Below are 17,200 nucleotides of genomic sequence, written 5' to 3' on the forward strand. Positions count from 1 at the left end.
CGCGCGCGCGGCCGGAACCCCTGGTACCGGGCCGCACACGAAGGGTTCACAGGCCGGACCGGGTCACGCCGGCACGATGTATGTGACCCGCACCGCCTGCACCGGCCACACCGCCCCTCACCCGTCCGCGTACTTCGCGTCCGCCGCCGGGTCGAGCGCGAGGCGGTAGCCCCGCTTGACCACCGTCTGGATCAGCTTCGGCGCGCCGAGTGCCGTACGCAGCCTGGCCATCGCCGTCTCCACGGCGTGCTCGTCGCGGCCCGCGCCGGGCAGCGCGGCAAGGAGTTCGGAGCGGGCCACCACCCAGCCCGGGCGGCGCGCGAGGCAGCGCAGGAGCGACATCCCGGCGGGAGGCACCGGCCGCAGGTCACCGTCGACGAGGACGGCCTGCCCACGGATCTCCACGCGGTGTCCGGCGACGGGCAACGTACGGGCCCTGCCCGGGAGTTCGGCGCACAGCAGCTGGACGAGCGGGCCGAGGCGGAAGCGCTCGGGCTGGACGGTGTCGATACCGTGCGCCTGGAGCGGCAGCGCGGTGACGGGACCGACACAGGCGGGCACGACGTCGTGATGCAGCGCGGCCAGCAACTCCGGGAGCTGTCCCCGCAGTTCGGCCCGGGAGAGCAGGGAGGCGGCCGCGGGCGCGCTGGTGAACGTGAGCGCGTCGAGGCCCCGCCCGATCGTCGCGTCGATGAGCCGGTCGACGGGCCCGATGTCCTCCGGCGGCATCCACCGGTACACCGGCACCCCCACGACGTCGGCGCCCGCCTCGCGCAGCGCCTCCACGAAGCCGGGCAGCGGCTCCCCGTGCAGCTGGACGGCGACCCGGCGGCCCTGGACGCCCTCGTCGAGGAGCCGCTCCAGGACCTCGGCCATCGACTCGGACGACGGGGACCACTCCTCGGTGAGCCCGGCGGCCCGGATCGCGCCCTTGACCTTGGGCCCGCGCGCGAGCAGTTCCACCTCGCGCAGCCGGTCGACCAGACGCTCGCCGAGGCCCCAGCCGTCGGCGGCCTCGATCCAGCCGCGGAACCCGATGGCGGTGGTCGCGACCACGACGTCCGGCACGTGGCCGACGATCTCCTTGGTCGCCGCGAGGAGTTCGCCGTCGTCCGCGAGCGGGACGATGCGCAGAGCGGGCGCGTGCAGGACGGCGGCGCCGCGCCGCTGGAGGAGCGCGCCGAGTTCGTCGGCGCGGCGGGCGGCGGTCACGCCCACGGTGAAGCCCGCCAAGGGGCCGTGCTGTCCCGTGGTTCCCGCAGTTCCCGTCGTTCCCGCAGTTCCCGACGTTCCCGTCGTTCCCGTCGTTCCCGTCGTTCCCGCAGGGTGGCTGTGCTGTGCGTCGTGCATGGCTTGATCTCGTCCCGCTCGATGGGTCGTGCCGGGGTCGACCGAGCCTGTCAAGATCCCGTGACAGGCTCGGTTCACCCCGATGTCGACGGTGTTACGTCACACCCCGGCGGCACGCCCGGGCGTCACACTTCGGCGTAGCTGAGCTGGGGCTTCGCCTCCGTGGCCGGCTCGGGTGCCGCACTGCGGGCCGGACGTCGAAGGTATACGGCCCATGTGACGGCGAAGCACACCGCGTAGAAGACGAGGAAGCCGACGAAGGCCGACGTGCCGGTGCCGGCGGTCTGGAAGGACTGGCGGAACGCGAGGTTGATGCCGAGCCCGCCGAGCGCGCCCACCGCCCCGATCAGGCCCATCGACGCCCCGGAGAGCCGCCGCCCGTACGCCGCCGCCTCCTCCCCCGTGAGCCCCTTGACGAGGGCCTTGGCCTGGAAGATGCCGGGGATCATCTTGTACGTCGACCCGTTGCCGAGCCCGGTGAGCACGAACAGCGCGATGAACGCCGTCGTGAACAGCGGCAGCGACTTCTGGGTCGACGCGAGGACGACCACGGCGGTCGCGGCGGCCATCGCGACGAAGTTCCCCAGCGTGATGCGCGCCCCGCCGAACCGGTCCGCGAGCCGGCCGCCGACCGGCCGGATCAGGGACCCGAGCAGCGGCCCGATGAATGTGATCGACGCGGCCTGCAGCGGTGTCCTGCCGAACTGCGTCTGCAGGACGAGCCCGAACGCGAAGCTGTAGCCGATGAACGACCCGAACGTCCCCACGTACAGGAACGACATGATCCACGTGTGCGGGTCGCGCGCGGCCACCTTCGCCGCGCCGGTGTCGTTCTTCACGGTGGCGAGGTTGTCCATGAACAGGAACGCGCAGACCGCCGACACCACGATGAGCGGGATGTAGATCCCGAGCAGCACGCGCGGGCCGCCGCTCGCACCGATCACCGCGAGCCCGGCGAGCTGGACGACGGGTACGCCGATGTTGCCGCCGCCCGCGTTCAGGCCGAGCGCCCAGCCCTTCTTGCGCAGCGGGAAGAACGAGTTGATGTTCGTCATCGACGAGGCGAAGTTGCCGCCGCCGACACCGGTGAGCATCGCGCACACCATGAAGGTCGTGTACGAGGTCCCCGGCTTCATCACGGCGAACGCCGCGACGGCCGGGACGAGCAGCATGGCCGACGCGATCACCGTCCAGTTCCGCCCGCCGAACAGGGCGACGGCGAACGTGTAGGGCACGCGCGCGACCGCGCCCACCAGGGTGGCCATCGAGACCAGGAAGAACTTCCCGGCCGGGTCGATGCCGTACTCGGGCCCCATGAACAGGACCATCACCGACCACAGGCTCCAGACCGAGAACCCGATGTGCTCGGACAGGACGGAGAAGGCGAGGTTGCGCCGCGCGACCGACTCGCCGCCCTCCTCCGACCAGAACCTCTCGTCCTCCGGGTCCCACCTCTGGATCCAACTCCGGGCTGCCATCACACGCCTCCAGGGTCACGGTTCGCGGCTGATGACCCGAAGGTAGGGAGGCGGGATTTCGGGCCTGTGGCTCACCGTGACCGGCGGGGAACGTTGCTCTCACGGGGCACCGGGCACGGGCGTGAGTTCCGGCCGGCCGGGCGCCTCAGCCGGCCGGCTTCTTGGCCTTCTTGGCGCCGTCCGGCCACAGTCTCGGGCTGCGCCTGGCGGCCAGGTCCTCGATCCAGCCGGCCCCGAGCACCGCCAGCCCGATCAGCGGCCAGGTGAGCACGAACATCCAGAGCATGTACGTCGTGTCGAGGGCGCCGCTCCACCGCGCGTCCTCCATGAACGGCAGGTCGTACGCGAGGTCGATGACCGGCACCGTCGCCATGATCAGCATGTTGTGCCAGAGATAGATCGTGACGGCGCGATTGTTGGACAGCGTGATGAGCTTGTCCCACTTGGCGAGCCGGCCGGGCAACTCCCGCCAGGACGGCGCGTACTGGAGCAGGATGACGACGAACCCGAAGGACCAGGCCGCCTGCGCAAGCGGGATGTCGTTCAGGTCCCAGCCGTCAGGCCCGAGATGGCCCGAGGCCCACCACAGTCCGAACGCCATCACGATCGACGAGCAGGACACCGCGAGATAGCGCGGCACCTTGGCGAGCACGCCCTCGTGGTGGGCGAAGCCGAGGACCCAGCAGCCGCCGTAGACCGCGAAGTCGGTGACCGCGTTCCCCGTCTCGCCGGGGATGGTGACGACGCCCGTGCCCACGACCGCCGTGAGCGCGAGCGGCGCGAGCAGCGTCGCCCACGGCACCCGGCGGAACGCCCACAGGAGCAGCGGCGAGGCGATGACGAACCACAGATAGGCCCGCAGGTACCAGAGCGGGCCCGCGGCCTGCGCGGGCCAGGTGTCCTCCAGGAGCCCGGCCTTGTCGCCGAGGTGCCAGGGGAACGAGGGCGCGCCGACCGGGAAGAAGTAGTCGACCAGGCCGATCCAGCCCCAGGTCCCACCGCTGTCGGGGTCCTTGCCGGGGTTCCAGCCGCCGAGGAGGAGCAGCGCGAGGACGACGACGCTGAACGCCCACATCGGCGGCAGGAGACGACGGATACGTCCTCTGATCACGCCGAGTGCAGGCCGGTTCAGGGAGCGGGCCATCAGCGATCCGGCGAGCGCGAACATCACGCCCATGGACGGGAAGAGGACCGTCAGCCAGGCCCAGCCGAAGAGGTGGTAGCAGACGACGCGCACGAGCGCGAGGGAACGCAGCAGGTCGAGATAGCGGTCACGGCCCGGCTTCCCGGGCGCGGCCGCCTGCGCCCGCACCTGCGCCGGCTGCGGGAACGGCACATGGGGCAGCGGCCGTGTGCGCCGTGTGTGCGGGACGCTCTGCCCGTCGGTGGCGTGGGTGGGATACGTCATGCGACGGGCCTCCGGTCGTTGCCACGTGATGCCCACTGGCTCGGAGCCGGCCCGGGCGCCGCCCCCACCGCTCCGGTGCGCCGCAGCTTCTGCCAGCGCAGCCGTCCGCCGGTGAGCGCGGTGATCCAGGACTGGAGCAGTACGACGTACATCAGCTGCCGGTACAGGATCTGCTGGAGCGGGAGGGAGATGAGATGGGTCATGCGTTCGCGGTCGAGCCGGAAGGCGTATGCCGCGCAGACAGCCTGGATGGCGAGGACGCCGAGCCAGGCGACGATCGTCTTCTCCGTGGGGCCGAACACCAGGCCGTACAGCAGGAAGACGTCGATGAGGGGCGCCAGGAGCGGCGCGAGGACCATGAAGAGGGCGACGAGGGGCAGTCCTACGCGGCCGAAGCGGCCGGCCGCGCCGCCCTCGATCAGGGCTCGCCGGTGCTTCCAGATGGCCTGCATCGTGCCGTACGACCACCGGTAGCGCTGGGACCAGAGCTGCTGGACGGACTCGGGGGCCTCGGTCCAGGCACGGGCCTTCTCGGCGTAGACCACTCGCCAGCCGTCCCGGTGCAGGGCCATGGTGACGTCGGTGTCCTCGGCGAGGGTGTCGTCGCTCATGCCGCCGATGCGTTCGAGCGCTCTGCGGCGGAAGGCGCCCACGGCCCCGGGGATCGTGGGCATGCAGCGCAGCAGGTCGTACATGCGGCGGTCGAGGTTGAAGCCCATCACGTACTCGATGTGCTGCCAGGCCCCGATCAGGGAGTCCTTGTTGCCGACCTTCGCGTTGCCCGCGACCGCGCCGACGCGGTGGTCGCCGAAGGGCTGGACGAGCTCGCGGACAGTGGACGGCTCGAAGACCGTGTCGCCGTCCATCATCACGATCAGGTCGTAACGGGCGTTGGCCAGGCCTCTGTTGAGCGCGGCCGGCTTGCCCGCGTTGTGCTGGCGGACGACTCGCACGTTCGGCAGGCGCAGGTTCTCGACGATGCGGGCCGTGCCGTCGGTCGAGCCGTCGTCGATGACGATGATCTCGACGGGATGCTCGCCCGACATGAGCGAACGCACGGTGTTCTCGATGCACTTGGCCTCGTTGTACGCGGGGACCAGGACCGACACGGGTTCGGTGACCGGCGGTCCCCAGGCGAAGTCCCGGCGCCGCACCCGCCGCGCGTGCACCATGGACAGCAGGAGCATGAGGCCGAAGCGGGTGAAGACGAGGACGCCGATGACGGCGAGGCACACGACGAGGACGTCCGTCACGTTGTCCGAGGCGTCGACGGCGTAGATCCAGGCCTTGCCCTTGGCCAGTTCGAGACCGTGCACGGGCGTGTGGGCGCTGGGCGCCCCGAGCGCTTCGGTGAGGTTCACGAAGTCGTAGCCCTCGGCCTGGAGACGGGGCAGGAAGCGGTCGAGGGCGGCGACGGTCTGCGAGCGGTCGCCACCGGAGTCGTGCATGAGGACGATCGCGCCCCTGCCGCCCTTGGGCGTGGCGCGGCGGACGATCTCGTCGACGCCGGGGCGCTTCCAGTCCTCACTGTCGGTGTTGTTGACGACGGTGATGTAACCGCGGCTGCCGATGTACTTGGTGACCGGCCAGGACTTGTCGTCCATGGCGTCGGCGAACGAGGAGTACGGCGGCCGGAACAGCGACGTGCGGATGCCGGCCGCGCCCGCGAGCGCCGTCTGGTTCTGAGTGAGCTCCCAGTCGATGCGGCTCTTGGACTGGTACGAGAGGTCAGGGTGGTTGAACGTGTGCAGGCCGACCTCGTGCCCCTCGTCGACCATGCGCTTGACGAGGCCCGGGTAGCGGGACGCCATGGTGCCGGTGACGAAGAAGACGGCGTGCGCGTGGTGTTCCCTCAGGACGTCGAGGACCTTCGGGGTCCACTCCGGGTCCGGGCCGTCGTCGAAGGTGAGGACGAGCCGGTGCCCTGGGACGGACATGCTGGTCTCGCGCCCGTTCCGCGTGTCGATGACCGGGCCGCCGTCGAGGATCTTCTCGGGCACCCGGTCGGTGGCGGCGGGCGGCTGGACGCGGTGGTCGGCGAGGATCTCGCTGTGCACGTACCCGCGGAGCATGAGCATCGCGAGCATGGCGGCCAGGAGCAGGGACGGCAGCAGGTGGCGCATGGGCATGCGGCGGCGCCGCGCCGTACGGCCCCGGTGTGGTCGGGAGGGCATTTACAGGGTGCTGCTTTCCGGGGACGAGGGCGTCGGCGATCCCGCCGGGCTTGCGCTGTGGTCGACGGGTGCGGTGGCCGACGCCGAGACGGGCGGCTGCGCGCCGGCCGAGGTGCCGCCCTGGACCGGGGACTCCGACGGTTCGGCGGGCGGTGCGCTGTCCGACGGGGACGGCTCGCCGGGGCCGGGCGAAGCGGGCGGCTGCGAGGGGCCGGGGCCAGGGGCGGGTGACGTGCCGGGGGCGGGCTTGCCGGGTTTGCCAGGTTTGCCGGACGGCTTCGCGTCGGGCGAGGCGGCGGGCTTACCGCCGGGGTTTCCGCCGGACTTTCCGCCGGACTTTCCGCCGGGGTTTCCGCCGGGTTTGCCGCTCGCGCCGGCGGACGGGCCGGCCGGCGCACCGGTGGCGCCGGTCTCGTCGGCCGCCGCTCCGGCGCCGGGTGCGTCGGCCTGCGCGGTGGTGCCCGGGGCTGCGGGCGGCTTGGCCCGGTACGCGGGGGGCGGGGACGTGTCCACCTTGCCCGCGGGTCTGTCCTTGTTCCGGCCGTTGATCGGCAGCCAGGGCGCATGCGAATTACCGGAGAGCAGTGTCGCCACGATGACCACGGCGTACACCGCGCAGATCATTCCGACGAGCGCGCCGAAACGGCGGTATCTGCGATTGCGGCGGCCCGAGTCGTCGACGAAGACCGGAACTTCTTTGTCTCCCGCTCCCTCACGCCGCGCCGTGATGAGTTCGTCCATCTGACGCCCCGCGCCGTCGATCTGGACGGTCACTTCATTGGGATCGTGAGTGAGCCCGGAGCGGGCACTTTCTCGCCAACGTTCCACCGTACGCACATCCCCCCAAGGACATGATCAAGGGGCGCGCGCACGACGTACCGAGCACTGGCCGTCGGACCGGGCCCCCACCCGATCCGAGCGCCCCCCTTCTCACAATGCGCTCGGAGCAGAAAACGTAGCGAGCCGGAGCGACACTCGCCCGCTCAGCCGATTTGATTCATCATGATGAGTGCATCTGCGGCCGGAATCCATGCACGTTCGGGCTTGGTGAGCCATCCGTTCCGCTCGGCGAGCGTGACCGCCGCCGCGCGGAGCGCGTCGATCCCCGGATGCGTCAGACCCGTCGGCCACACCAGCGACACCGGTGACAGGGGAACGGGGTCGGTCAGCGGCCTCACGACAGTCCCGGGCAGGGCCGGGAAGTCCCCCGCGGCGAGCACCGGATTCCCCGTCTTCGCCATGATCCGCCGGAACTCCTCGGTCCCCACGGCGAGCGGCGCCGGCGGCGCGACCGCGATGCCGCGCCCCTCGAAGAGCCGCGCGGCCAGGTCGGTCCACTCCGGCGTACGGGGGTTTCCCGCGCCGGCGTACACCGTCTCGCCCGCGAGCCGGGCGAGCGGCACGGAGTCCAGGGCGGCGAGCGGGTGGTCGTCGGGCAGCACGAGGGTCATCGGCTCGTACCGCACGGGCTGGTGCGAGAGGCGTGCCCGCACCGCCGCGTCGAGTCCCGCGTAGCGCCCGAAGGAGGCGTCCAGGCGCCCCGCGGTCATCTCGGCGGCGGCGCCGGTCAGGCCGCTCTCGTAGCGGGCCATCAGCTCGCAGTCCGGGGCGAGTTCGCGGGCGCGCCGCAGGATGCGCTCGAAGACGAGGCCGGGGCTGTTCACGTCGACGAGCAGCGGCCGGGCCGCGCCCGGCGCCGGGCGGCGCGCGAACGCGGCGAGCAGGTCGTCCTGCGCCACAAGGACCCGCCGCGCGTACGGCAGGAGCCGCGCTCCGTCGGCGGTCAGGGCGACCTGGCGGGTGCTGCGCGCGAACAGCTCGGTCCCCAGCTCGCGTTCGAGCCGCCGTATGTCCCGGCTGAGCGCCTGCTGGGCGACGTAGAGCCGGGCGGCGGCCCGGGTGAAGTGCAACTCCTCGGCCACGGCCAGGAACGCCCGCAGCAGCCGGGATTCCAGGTGGGCGGGGGTGGGGGTGCCGGGGGCTTGGATGCCGGGGGCGGCTGGCTGGTCGGGCGAGGCCGGCTGGTCGGGCATCACGTGAACTTACAACGCGGGCGCGTGAATCGGTACGGAGAAGGTGTTGGACCGGGCGAGCGGCCCCCGGCGACGCTGCTTCCCATGCCCGACGCGATACGTGAGCCCGCTACCATCCCGTCTCCCCCGCCCGCTACCGTCCCTTCTCCTCCGGCAACCGCTCCCCCGGCCCGCACGAGGCCCCGCTCCCCCTACGTCCGCCTCTTCGCGACCCCCGGCGCGCTCGCGTTCACCCTCGGGAATCTCATCGCCCGGCTCCCCATGGGGATGTTCAGCGTCAGCGCCGTCATCATGATCGCCGGGGCGCGCGGCTCGTACGCGCTCGCCGGGGCCGTCACCGCGACCGGCCTTGCCGCGACCGCCGTCGTCGCCCCGTGGACGGCGCGCCTGGTCGACCGGTACGGGCAGGCCCGTATCGCCGTGCCCGCCACGACGGTCGCCGTCTGCGGCTCGCTCGCGCTGCTCCTGTGCGTGCACTACGGAGCGCCCGACTGGACCCTCTTCGCCGCGTACGCCGCGACGGCCACCACGCCGAACACGGGCGGCATGTCGCGGGCCCGCTGGGCCCATCTCCTCAAGGGCGACCCGGCCGCTCTGCACACCGCGAACTCCTTCGAGCAGGCCGCGGACGAGCTCTGCTACATGCTCGGCCCGGTGCTCGCCGCCTTCCTGTGCGGGGCGCTCTTCCCGGAGGCGGGCACCCTGACCGGCGCGGTCCTGCTGCTCACGGGCGTGCTCGTCTTCGCCGCGCAGCGCTCCACGCAGCCGCCGGCCCAGGGACGTACGACCGGGAAATCGCCCCTCCACGCGCGCGGGATGCCCGTTCTCCTCGCCTCGTTCCTCGCGACCGGCGCCGTGTTCGGCTCGATGGAGGTGGTCACGATCGCGTTCGCGGACGAGGGCGGTCACCAGGCCGCGGCGGGCGGGGTCCTCGCGCTCCAGGCGGCCGGTTCATGCGTTGCGGGCCTTGTGTTCGGGGCGGTGCGGCCGGGCGGTCCGGCTGCCCGGCGCCACCCCGTGTGCGTCGCCGCGATGACCGTTCTGATGGGCCTCCCTCTGCTCGCGGCCGCACTCACCGGCTCTCTCCTTGTGCTCGCCTGTGCGCTCCTTGTCGCCGGTATGGCCACGGCGCCGACGATGGTCACGGGCATGACACTGGTCCAGTCCCGCACCCCCGAGGGCCAGTTGAACGAGGGCATGACCCTCGCGGTGACCGGTCTGCTCGGGGGCATCGCCTGCGGCTCGGCGGCGGGCGGCTCCGCGGTGGAGCGCCTGGGCCCCACTGCGGGCTACGCCGTCCCGGTCATCGCCTCGGCCTGCGCACTCGCGCTCGCACTGGCCGGCTACGTACGCGGACGCCGCCCGTAGTCCCGTCAGCAGACGGCCGGCTCGCGCCACGAGCACTCCAGGTCGTACGCCTGTGGAACGACGAAGGCCCGGCTGCATTGCAGCCGGGCCTAAGCCTCACATGGGATGACGGGGTCTGGGGGCCATGCCCCCAGAGATTCAACGAGATGGACTCGGCTCGCGCAATTTTGCGAGCAGAGTCCGTCCATCCGTCTCGTGGAGATGGCGGGAATCGAACCCGCGTCCAACGGTGCAGAATCAGGGCTTCTCCGTGTGCAGTTCGCTTCGATTTTCTCAGCCCCGGAGATCACGCGAACAAGTCTCCGACGGGCTCAGTCACTGTTTGATTTCCTTCTAGGCCCCGTGACCGGGCTTAGAAGTTTAGATCCCTTGATGATGCCAGGATCCGGGTCGGGATCACCCCCGGGCTGACACTTCGCAAGTCGCTACTTAGGCAGCGAGGGCGAAGGAATCGCGCTTGGTGTTGGCGATTATTGGTTGCGACATATGGTTAACGAGATCATTGCCGCTTCCTCGACACGCTTCCCCTGCTTCGACATCCGCTGTCGAAACCGATCATCCCCATGTTGATTTTTCAAAACGGATCTTTCGATCCGGGTGTCCCGTCACCAGCGGGACATGACCATCGTACGTGACCAACGGGCGACGGTGCCAGCCTATTCCTGACGGGCGGCCGAACCCACGGAGCCGGCGGCCGAACCGGCGGAGCCGGGCGTCAGCGCTCGCGCGCCCGCTGCCGGCGCTTGGCCGACGCGATGGCACGGTCCGAGTCACGGCGGTCCTGCTGCTCGCGCAGCGTCTGCCGCTTGTCGTACTCCTTCTTGCCCTTGGCGAGCGCGATCTCCGCCTTCGCGCGGCCGTCCTTGAAGTAGATCGCCAGAGTCACGATCGTGTGACCCGTCTCCTGCGACTTCGACTCCAGCTTGTCGATCTCGTCGCGGTGCAGGAGCAGCTTGCGCTTGCGGCGCACGGCATGGTTGGTCCAGGTGCCCTGGCTGTACTCGGGGATGTGGGCGTTGTGCAGCCACGCCTCGTTCTGGTCGATCTGGACGAAGGCGTCGGTCAGGGAGGTGCGCCCCTGACGCAGCGACTTGACCTCCGTGCCGGTCAGCACGATGCCGGCCTCGAAGGTGTCCATGATCAAGTAGTCGTGCCGCGCCTTCTTGTTCTGCGCGACGATCTTGCGCTTGCCGTCCCCGTCCTTTCCGGACTTTTTGGACGCACCCTGCTTCGGCTGGGATTCCTTCGGTACGAACATTCCCTTACTCATAGTGCGGCCATTTTCGCACTAAGAGGGGTCCCCGAGGCCACTCAATACTGTCTCGGCCCGCTGCCGGGCCCCTTCCTCGGCCTCCAGGTCGGGGGTGATGCCCCGGCCGTCGACCGCGCGGCCCGCGGGGGTGCGGTAATGCCCGACGGTCAGCTCGGCGACGGAGCCGTCGGGCAGCCGGCTCGGCATCTGGACGGAGCCCTTGCCGAAGGTCTTCGAGCCCACGACGACCGCGCGTCCGCGGTCCTGGAGGGCCCCGGTCAGCAGCTCGGCCGCGCTCATCGTGCCGCTGTCGACGAGCGCGACCACCGGTCTGGAGGTGTCGCCGCCGCGCTGGGCGTGCAGGGCGCGCTGCCGTCCGCGTACGTCGTACGTGGCGACGAGGCCGCCGTCGAGGAACGCCGACGCGGCCGTGACCGCCTCCGTGACCAGGCCGCCCGAGTTGCCGCGCAGGTCGAGGATGACGCCGTCGCGGCGGGGGGCACCCCGGACTGCGGACCGTACGCGCTGGCCGGAGCCCTTCGTGAAGGCGGCGACCTTGATCAGGACGGTGCCGCCGGGGAGGTGGGAGACGGTGACGGACTCGGTGGCGAGGTTGGCCCGGTGCAGGGTCTCGGTCCACGCGCGCGTGCCGCGCGCCAGGCCGAGGCGGACCGCCGTCCCGGCGTGTTCGCCGCGCAGCAGGGAGACGACCTCGGTGACGGGGCGGCCGGTGACGGGCCGGCCGTCGACGGTGTCGAGCCGGTCACCGCGGCGCACGCCCGCGTGTGCGGCGGGAGACCCGGAGCCCACCTTGGCTACCTCGATCCGGCCGTCGGCGGTGCGCCGGGCCCAGAGGCCGACGCCCGTGTACTGGCCGTCGAGCTCATGCTCGAACTCCTTGTACTCGCCCTGCGAGTAGACGGCGCCCCAGCGGTCTCCGCTGCGGCTGACGGCCTCCTCGGCGGCCTGCGTGGGTGACTTGCCGTCAGCCATCGCCTCGGCGGCCGCGTCGGCCACCTCGTCCCGTCCGGTGCGTGCGCCGCTGCCGACGCCGGTGGCGGAACCGGCGGGCTGCTGCTCGGATTTCCGGCCGTCCGCGCTCCACGAGCCCGTGGCGACGCCGGCCGCGAGGACGCTCGCGAAGACCAATGTCAGGGCCGCCCCGCGGCCGAAGCGGCGGGGCCGGGAGAACAGCTCGGGGCCCGACATGACGGTGAGTCTAGGACAACGCGAAGCGCCGTACGGTTCGTTGAACCGCACGGCGCTTCGGATCGCTGGGGAGGCTTGTCACACCTTCAGGTACTTGCGCAATGCGAAGAAGGCGGCGACCGCGGGCATCAGCAGCCCGATCGCGAGGACGAGCGGCAGCTTGGCGAGGACGGCGTCCCAGCCGATGAAGTTGATCAGGTTCAGCTTCTGGGAGAGCGCCAGACCGTGGTCGATCATGAAGTAGCGGCCCACGAGGAGCATGCCGCAGGCGACCGCACCGCCGATGACGCCGGCGACGGCGGCCTCCATGATGAACGGCATCTGGATGTAGAAGCTGGACGCGCCGACCAGGCGCATGATGCCGGTCTCTCTGCGGCGGCTGAACGCCGAGACGCGCACCGTGTTGACGATCAGCATCAGCGCGACGACGAGCATCAGGGCCATCACGGCGAGCGCCGCCCAGTTCATGCCGTTGAGGAGCCCGAAGAGGTTGTCCAGGATGCCCTTCTGGTCCTGCACGGACTGGACCCCGTCACGCCCGTCGAAGGCGGTCGCGACGACCTGGTACTTCTCCGGGTCCTTGAGCTTGATCCGGTACGACTCCTGGAGCTGGTCGGACGTGAGGGAGCTGGCCAGCGGGGAGTCGCCGAACTGCTGCTTGTAGTGCTTGAACGCCTCCTGCGCCGACTCGTGCGTGACCTTCTCGACGACCGGCATCTTGTGCAGGTCCGATTCGATCTGGGCCTTCTGCTCCTTGGTCACCTCTCCCTTGGCGCACTTCGGGTCCGACTCGGCGTCGCCCTTGTTGCACAGGAAGATCGATACGTTGACCTTGTCGTACCAGTAGCCCTTCATCGTGCTCACCTGGTCACGCATGAGCAGCGAGCCGCCGAACAGGGCGAGCGAGAGGGCGACCGAGACGATGACCGCGAAGGTCATCGTGAGATTGCGGCGGAGACCGACGCCGATCTCCGACAGGACGAATTGGGCACGCATGGCGTCTGGTCAGGCCTTTCTCAATGCTCTGGTGCTCTTGGGCACGGGATCAGTGCTGGTAGCCGTAGACGCCGCGCGACTGGTCGCGGACGAGACGGCCCTTCTCCAGCTCGATGACGCGCTTGCGCATCTGGTCCACGATCTGCTGGTCGTGGGTGGCCATCACGACGGTCGTCCCGGTGCGGTTGATCCGGTCGAGCAGCTTCATGATGCCGACCGAGGTCTGCGGGTCGAGGTTGCCGGTCGGCTCGTCGGCGATCAGGAGCTTGGGGCGGTTCACGAAGGCGCGGGCGATGGCCACGCGCTGCTGCTCACCGCCGGAGAGCTCGCCGGGCATCCGGTCCTCCTTGCCGCCCAGGCCGACGAGGTCGAGCACCTGGGGCACGGACTTGCGGATCTCGCCCCGGGACTTGCCGATGACCTCCTGCGCGAAGGCGACGTTCTCGCCGACGGTCTTGTTGGGCAGGAGCCGGAAGTCCTGGAAGACCGTGCCGAGCTGGCGGCGCATCTGTGGCACCTTCCAGTTGGACAGTCGTGCCAGGTCCTTGCCCAGGACGTGCACCTGGCCGTGGCTGGTGCGCTCCTCGCGCAGGATCAGCCGCAGGAAGGTGGACTTTCCGGAGCCGGAGGATCCCACAAGGAAGACGAATTCACCGCGCTCGACCTCGAGGGACACATCCCTGAGGGCGGGCCGGGTCTGCTTGGGGTAGGCCTTGGAGACGTTGTCGAATCGGATCACGGGTGCGCCTCGGAGCATCGGGGGCGTCGGGGTCAGGTGAGCGTGACCATACGCGAACCGGGCTCCGCGGCGCAGTCGGCGTCCTGAGTTGAGCGTTTTGTCCTGTTGATTGCCTGGTCGGAGGGGGGTCTCGGTGGGAACGGAACGGGTCCAAAGGGGCAGGATCCGGCGAGGCGCGCCGAAATCCGCGGAAGCTGGCACAGTGGAGGGGGAACGGTTGCGTTCCCCGGAGCGTTGTGCGGAGTGAACACGCAGTGGCGTCTCCGCCGCGCGGGAGGAGGAGAGCGCATGACCTATGACCGGCTGGTGTGCGCGAACTGTGCGGCGCCCGTGAGCGAGGGCCGCTGCCCCGTGTGCCGGGCGAACCGTGCGCGAATGCAGCAGGAGAGCCCGTTCGCGGGCCTGCACCCGATGGCCCTGATAGCTCTGGTGGCCATACTCGTCGCGGCGGTGGCGCTGCTCGCCCACCAGACCGTCTAGACCCCGCCAGGACAGACCGTCCGGACAGGCCGTCCAGACCCCCGGAACAGCCGGGAAGGGCCCGGAGCGCATCGCTCCGGGCCCTTCTCGTGTCGTACCTACGGCCGCATGTCGTACTTGCGGCCGCGCGTCGTGCTTACGGCTGCGCGTAGTACCTGCGGCCGCGCATCGCGCTTACGGCTGCCTAGGCGACCGTGCGGCCGCCGCCGACGAGGCGGGGCAGCATGCGGAAGCCGATGCCGCCGGCGATCATCGTCGCGGCGCCGATCAGCAGGAACGTGGTCTCGGCGGCGCCGGTCTCGGCCAGCTGGCCGCCCGACTTGCCCTGGTTCTGGGCCGGCTGCTGGGCCACCGGCACGGAGCCGGTGTCCTGCAGGCTGTCCTTGCCCTGACCCTGCTCGACCGGGTTGTTGCCGCCGTCGGGGTCGGTGTTGCCGTTCCCGCCGCCGTGGTTGCCACCGCCGTTGCCGCCGCCGTGGTGACCGCCGCCGTTACCGCCGTGGCCCGGAGCGGTCGGGTCCTCGGTGGGCTCCGTGGGCTCCTGGGTGGGCTCGGTCGGGTCCGTCGGGGCCGTGGTCGTCGGCGGCGTGTCCGTCGGGAGGCCGGTGGGCGGGCCCGTCGGGGTGGTCGGGCCGGGCTCCGGCTCCTTGTCCCCGATGGCCACACCCGCGTCGACACCGTCGCCGCCGGCGTGCACCTTCGCACCGACGCCGGGGAGGTCGACGTTGATGTCGAGGGCCGAAGCGGCGCCCGCGGCGGTCAGCGACGCGCCGGCGGCGATCACCGCACCGGCTGCTATCCGCGCGACACGGATCCGCGTCTTCTTGGTCATCTGCTTGCTACCCCCAGTAGCTAATCGTTGATGGAGCAGCGCGCGGGACGGGGGCCGCCCGGGGGTCATCGGCGACTGCCCGCCCGCCCCCCGGTGCACACGCGTCCCACTGATACGCATGCCGCGCGCCAGCCTTCCCAGTTTTCATGTCAGCGTCAAGGTCGTTGCGTACGCGATGCCCGAAATCTGGGGAGTTGGCCGCCACATGGACATGTGACTGTGACGTAAAAGGCAACTGCCGCCCATTGGGCGGCAGTTGCCTTGTCGATAAAGCCGGAAAAGCCCGGAGGTTACTTCTCCTGCTGCTTGCGCCAGCGAATTCCCGCTTCGAGGAATCCGTCGATCTCGCCGTCGAGCACCGACTGCGGGTTACCGACCTCGAACTCCGTCCGGAGGTCCTTGACCATCTGGTACGGGTGCAGGACGTACGAACGCATCTGGTTGCCCCAGGAGCTGCCGCCGTCCTTGAGGGCGTCCATCTTGGCCCGCTCCTCCTGGCGCTGACGCTCGAGCAGCTTGGCCTGCAGCACGTTCATCGCCGTGGCCTTGTTCTGGATCTGCGAGCGCTCGTTCTGGCAGGAGACGACGATGCCGGTGGGCAGGTGGGTCAGGCGGACCGCGGAGTCCGTCGTGTTCACGCCCTGGCCGCCGGGGCCCGAGGAGCGGTAGACGTCCACGCGCAGCTCGGACTCGTCGATCTCGACGTGGTCGGTCGTCTCGACGACGGGGAGCACCTCGACGCCCGCGAAGGACGTCTGGCGGCGGCCCTGGTTGTCGAAGGGCGAGATGCGCACGAGGCGGTGCGTGCCCTGCTCGACCGAGAGGGTGCCGTAGGCGTACGGGACCTGGACGGCGAAGGTGGTCGACTTGATGCCGGCCTCTTCCGCGTACGACGTCTCGTAGACCTCGGTCTTGTAGCCGTGGCGCTCGGCCCAGCGCAGGTACATGCGCTGCAGCTGCTCGGCGAAGTCCGCGGCGTCGACGCCGCCCGCCTCGGCGCGGATGTTGACCAGCGCCTCACGGGCGTCGTACTCGCCGGACAGGAGGGTACGGACCTCCATCTCGTCCAGCGCCTTCTTGACGGAGGTCAACTCGGACTCGGCCTCGGCACGAGTGTCCGGGTCGTTCTCCTCCTCCGCCATCTCGAAGAGGACGGAGAGGTCGTCGATGCGACCGCGCAGCGCCTCCGCCTTGCGCACCTCGGCCTGGAGGTGGCTCAGCTTGCTGGTGATCTTCTGTGCCGCGTCGGGGTCGTCCCACAGGGACGGTGCGGCCGCCTGCTCCTCGAGCACGGCGATATCTGCCCTCAGCTTGTCGAGGTCCAGGACGGCCTCGATCGACTCCATGGTCGAGGAGAGGGACTTGAGCTCTTCGGAAACGTCGACGACTGCCACGACACCAGCGTAACGGCTGAGGCAAGTGATCCAGTCCGAGCACCGGCCCTACCGGGCGGGCGGGGGCGGGGCGGGGTGGGCCGGGGGCCGGTGCGGGGCCCGGCGCGGGGTGAGTGGGGGGCGGGGTCCTGGCGCGGGACGCGGGCCGGCGCGGGGGGCGGGCCGGGCGCGGGATGGGCCGGGGCCCCACGCGGGTGGGCCGGAGTCGGGCGCCTGGTCGCCACGGCCGGGCACGGGGTGGCCGAGGCCCTGCGCGGGCGGGCCGGGGCCCGGCGCAGGGTGGCCGGCCGGGCGCAGGGTGGGCCGAGGCCCTGCGCGGCGGTGGGCCGGAGTCGGGCGCCGGGTCGCCACGGCCGAGTACGGGGGTGGCCAGGGTCCGGCGCAGGGTGGGCCAGGGTGGCTTGGTTTGCCGGGGCGGGGAGGACCGGTGGGCGCGCTGCCAGGTCGTGGGGGCGAGTGGTGGTGGAGGGAGGGGGACCCGGGTGGC

13 protein-coding genes, 1 other RNA gene and 1 pseudogene are annotated in these 17,200 nt (G+C 70.9%); 2 read left to right on the forward strand and 13 right to left on the reverse strand.

The genetic code is table 11. From position 1 onward, the window contains the following. Positions 1 to 117: 117 nt before the first annotated feature. The 6 genes and pseudogenes from EOT10_RS15975 to EOT10_RS16000 form a co-directional block, all read right to left on the reverse strand. A pseudogene (locus EOT10_RS15975) lies at positions 118 to 1,245 on the reverse strand (uroporphyrinogen-III synthase); the annotation flags it as partial. Between the two features lie 230 nt (positions 1,246 to 1,475). Continuing rightward, positions 1,476 to 2,828 (reverse strand): nitrate/nitrite transporter, encoded by a 1,353-nt coding sequence (locus EOT10_RS15980; RefSeq protein ID WP_127828855.1) that lies wholly within the window; start codon positions 2,826 to 2,828, stop codon positions 1,476 to 1,478. Between the two features lie 145 nt (positions 2,829 to 2,973). Further along, positions 2,974 to 4,236 (reverse strand): acyltransferase family protein, encoded by a 1,263-nt coding sequence (locus EOT10_RS15985; protein ID WP_127828856.1) that lies wholly within the window; start codon positions 4,234 to 4,236, stop codon positions 2,974 to 2,976. After that, a complete protein-coding gene (locus tag EOT10_RS15990; protein WP_127828857.1) occupies positions 4,233 to 6,410 on the reverse strand; it encodes a bifunctional polysaccharide deacetylase/glycosyltransferase family 2 protein in 2,178 nt (725 codons plus the stop codon). Before EOT10_RS15990 ends, EOT10_RS15985 begins: the two co-directional genes overlap by 4 nt. After that, the gene (locus tag EOT10_RS15995; protein WP_127828858.1) at positions 6,411 to 7,184 is read right to left on the reverse strand and encodes a hypothetical protein; all 774 of its coding nucleotides are present in this window, start codon (positions 7,182 to 7,184) and stop codon (positions 6,411 to 6,413) included. It lies immediately after the preceding gene. A gap of 209 nt (positions 7,185 to 7,393) precedes the next feature. Then, a complete protein-coding gene (locus tag EOT10_RS16000; protein ID WP_127828859.1) occupies positions 7,394 to 8,443 on the reverse strand; it encodes a LysR family transcriptional regulator in 1,050 nt (349 codons plus the stop codon). 84 nt (positions 8,444 to 8,527) lie between these two features. On the opposite strand from EOT10_RS16000, the gene EOT10_RS16005 reads away from it, so the two are divergent. Further along, a complete protein-coding gene (locus EOT10_RS16005; protein WP_127828860.1) occupies positions 8,528 to 9,811 on the forward strand; it encodes an MFS transporter in 1,284 nt (427 codons plus the stop codon). A gap of 193 nt (positions 9,812 to 10,004) precedes the next feature. Here the strand turns inward: EOT10_RS16005 and ssrA are convergent. The 5 genes from ssrA to ftsE all read right to left on the reverse strand — a co-directional run bounded on the left by ssrA (position 10,005) and on the right by ftsE (position 14,007). Beyond that, positions 10,005 to 10,374: a transfer-messenger RNA gene (gene ssrA / locus EOT10_RS16010) on the reverse strand. 152 nt (positions 10,375 to 10,526) lie between these two features. Further along, entirely contained in the window at positions 10,527 to 11,069 is a 543-nt protein-coding gene (gene smpB, locus EOT10_RS16015) for an SsrA-binding protein SmpB (RefSeq protein ID WP_189491606.1), read from the reverse strand. Positions 11,070 to 11,099: 30 nt separating this feature from the next. Continuing rightward, positions 11,100 to 12,272 (reverse strand): S41 family peptidase, encoded by a 1,173-nt coding sequence (locus tag EOT10_RS16020; protein WP_127828862.1) that lies wholly within the window; start codon positions 12,270 to 12,272, stop codon positions 11,100 to 11,102. A gap of 78 nt (positions 12,273 to 12,350) precedes the next feature. Then, complete coding sequence (ftsX, locus tag EOT10_RS16025; protein ID WP_127828863.1) at positions 12,351 to 13,268, reverse strand: permease-like cell division protein FtsX; 918 nt, start codon at positions 13,266 to 13,268, stop codon at positions 12,351 to 12,353. Positions 13,269 to 13,317: 49 nt separating this feature from the next. Beyond that, positions 13,318 to 14,007 carry a cell division ATP-binding protein FtsE gene (gene ftsE / locus EOT10_RS16030; RefSeq protein ID WP_100593907.1) on the reverse strand — a complete coding sequence of 230 codons (690 nt, stop codon included), beginning with the start codon at positions 14,005 to 14,007 and terminating at the stop codon, positions 13,318 to 13,320. 288 nt (positions 14,008 to 14,295) lie between these two features. On the opposite strand from ftsE, the gene EOT10_RS16035 reads away from it, so the two are divergent. Further along, positions 14,296 to 14,487 (forward strand): hypothetical protein, encoded by a 192-nt coding sequence (locus EOT10_RS16035; protein ID WP_127828864.1) that lies wholly within the window; start codon positions 14,296 to 14,298, stop codon positions 14,485 to 14,487. Between the two features lie 184 nt (positions 14,488 to 14,671). On the opposite strand, the gene EOT10_RS16040 is transcribed toward EOT10_RS16035, so the two are convergent. Both EOT10_RS16040 and prfB read right to left on the reverse strand, forming a co-directional pair. Continuing rightward, positions 14,672 to 15,319: an LPXTG cell wall anchor domain-containing protein gene (locus EOT10_RS16040; protein WP_127828865.1), complete on the reverse strand. Its 648-nt coding sequence runs from the start codon at positions 15,317 to 15,319 to the stop codon at positions 14,672 to 14,674. A 290-nt stretch (positions 15,320 to 15,609) separates the two neighbouring features. Further along, on the reverse strand, positions 15,610 to 16,713 hold the full coding sequence (gene prfB / locus EOT10_RS16045) for a peptide chain release factor 2 (protein ID WP_127828866.1): 1,104 nt from the start codon (positions 16,711 to 16,713) through the stop codon (positions 15,610 to 15,612). Positions 16,714 to 17,200: the final 487 nt, after the last annotated feature.

Origin of the sequence: Streptomyces antnestii (assembly GCF_004005495.1) — a bacterium.
GTDB classification, from domain to species: Bacteria; Actinomycetota; Actinomycetes; order Streptomycetales; family Streptomycetaceae; genus Streptomyces; species Streptomyces antnestii.

Coding starts and splice junctions, on each gene's coding strand:
- EOT10_RS15990 (WP_127828857.1), bottom strand. CDS start 6,410: ATGCCCTCCCGACCACACCGGGGCCGTACGGCGCGGCGCCGCCGCATG.
- EOT10_RS16000 (WP_127828859.1), bottom strand. CDS start 8,443: ATGCCCGACCAGCCGGCCTCGCCCGACCAGCCAGCCGCCCCCGGCATC.
- EOT10_RS16020 (WP_127828862.1), bottom strand. CDS start 12,272: ATGTCGGGCCCCGAGCTGTTCTCCCGGCCCCGCCGCTTCGGCCGCGGG.
- smpB (WP_189491606.1), bottom strand. CDS start 11,069: ATGTTCGTACCGAAGGAATCCCAGCCGAAGCAGGGTGCGTCCAAAAAG.
- EOT10_RS16005 (WP_127828860.1), top strand. CDS start 8,528: ATGCCCGACGCGATACGTGAGCCCGCTACCATCCCGTCTCCCCCGCCC.
- EOT10_RS15980 (WP_127828855.1), bottom strand. CDS start 2,828: ATGGCAGCCCGGAGTTGGATCCAGAGGTGGGACCCGGAGGACGAGAGG.
- EOT10_RS15985 (WP_127828856.1), bottom strand. CDS start 4,236: ATGACGTATCCCACCCACGCCACCGACGGGCAGAGCGTCCCGCACACA.
- ftsX (WP_127828863.1), bottom strand. CDS start 13,268: ATGCGTGCCCAATTCGTCCTGTCGGAGATCGGCGTCGGTCTCCGCCGC.
- EOT10_RS16035 (WP_127828864.1), top strand. CDS start 14,296: ATGACCTATGACCGGCTGGTGTGCGCGAACTGTGCGGCGCCCGTGAGC.
- EOT10_RS16040 (WP_127828865.1), bottom strand. CDS start 15,319: ATGACCAAGAAGACGCGGATCCGTGTCGCGCGGATAGCAGCCGGTGCG.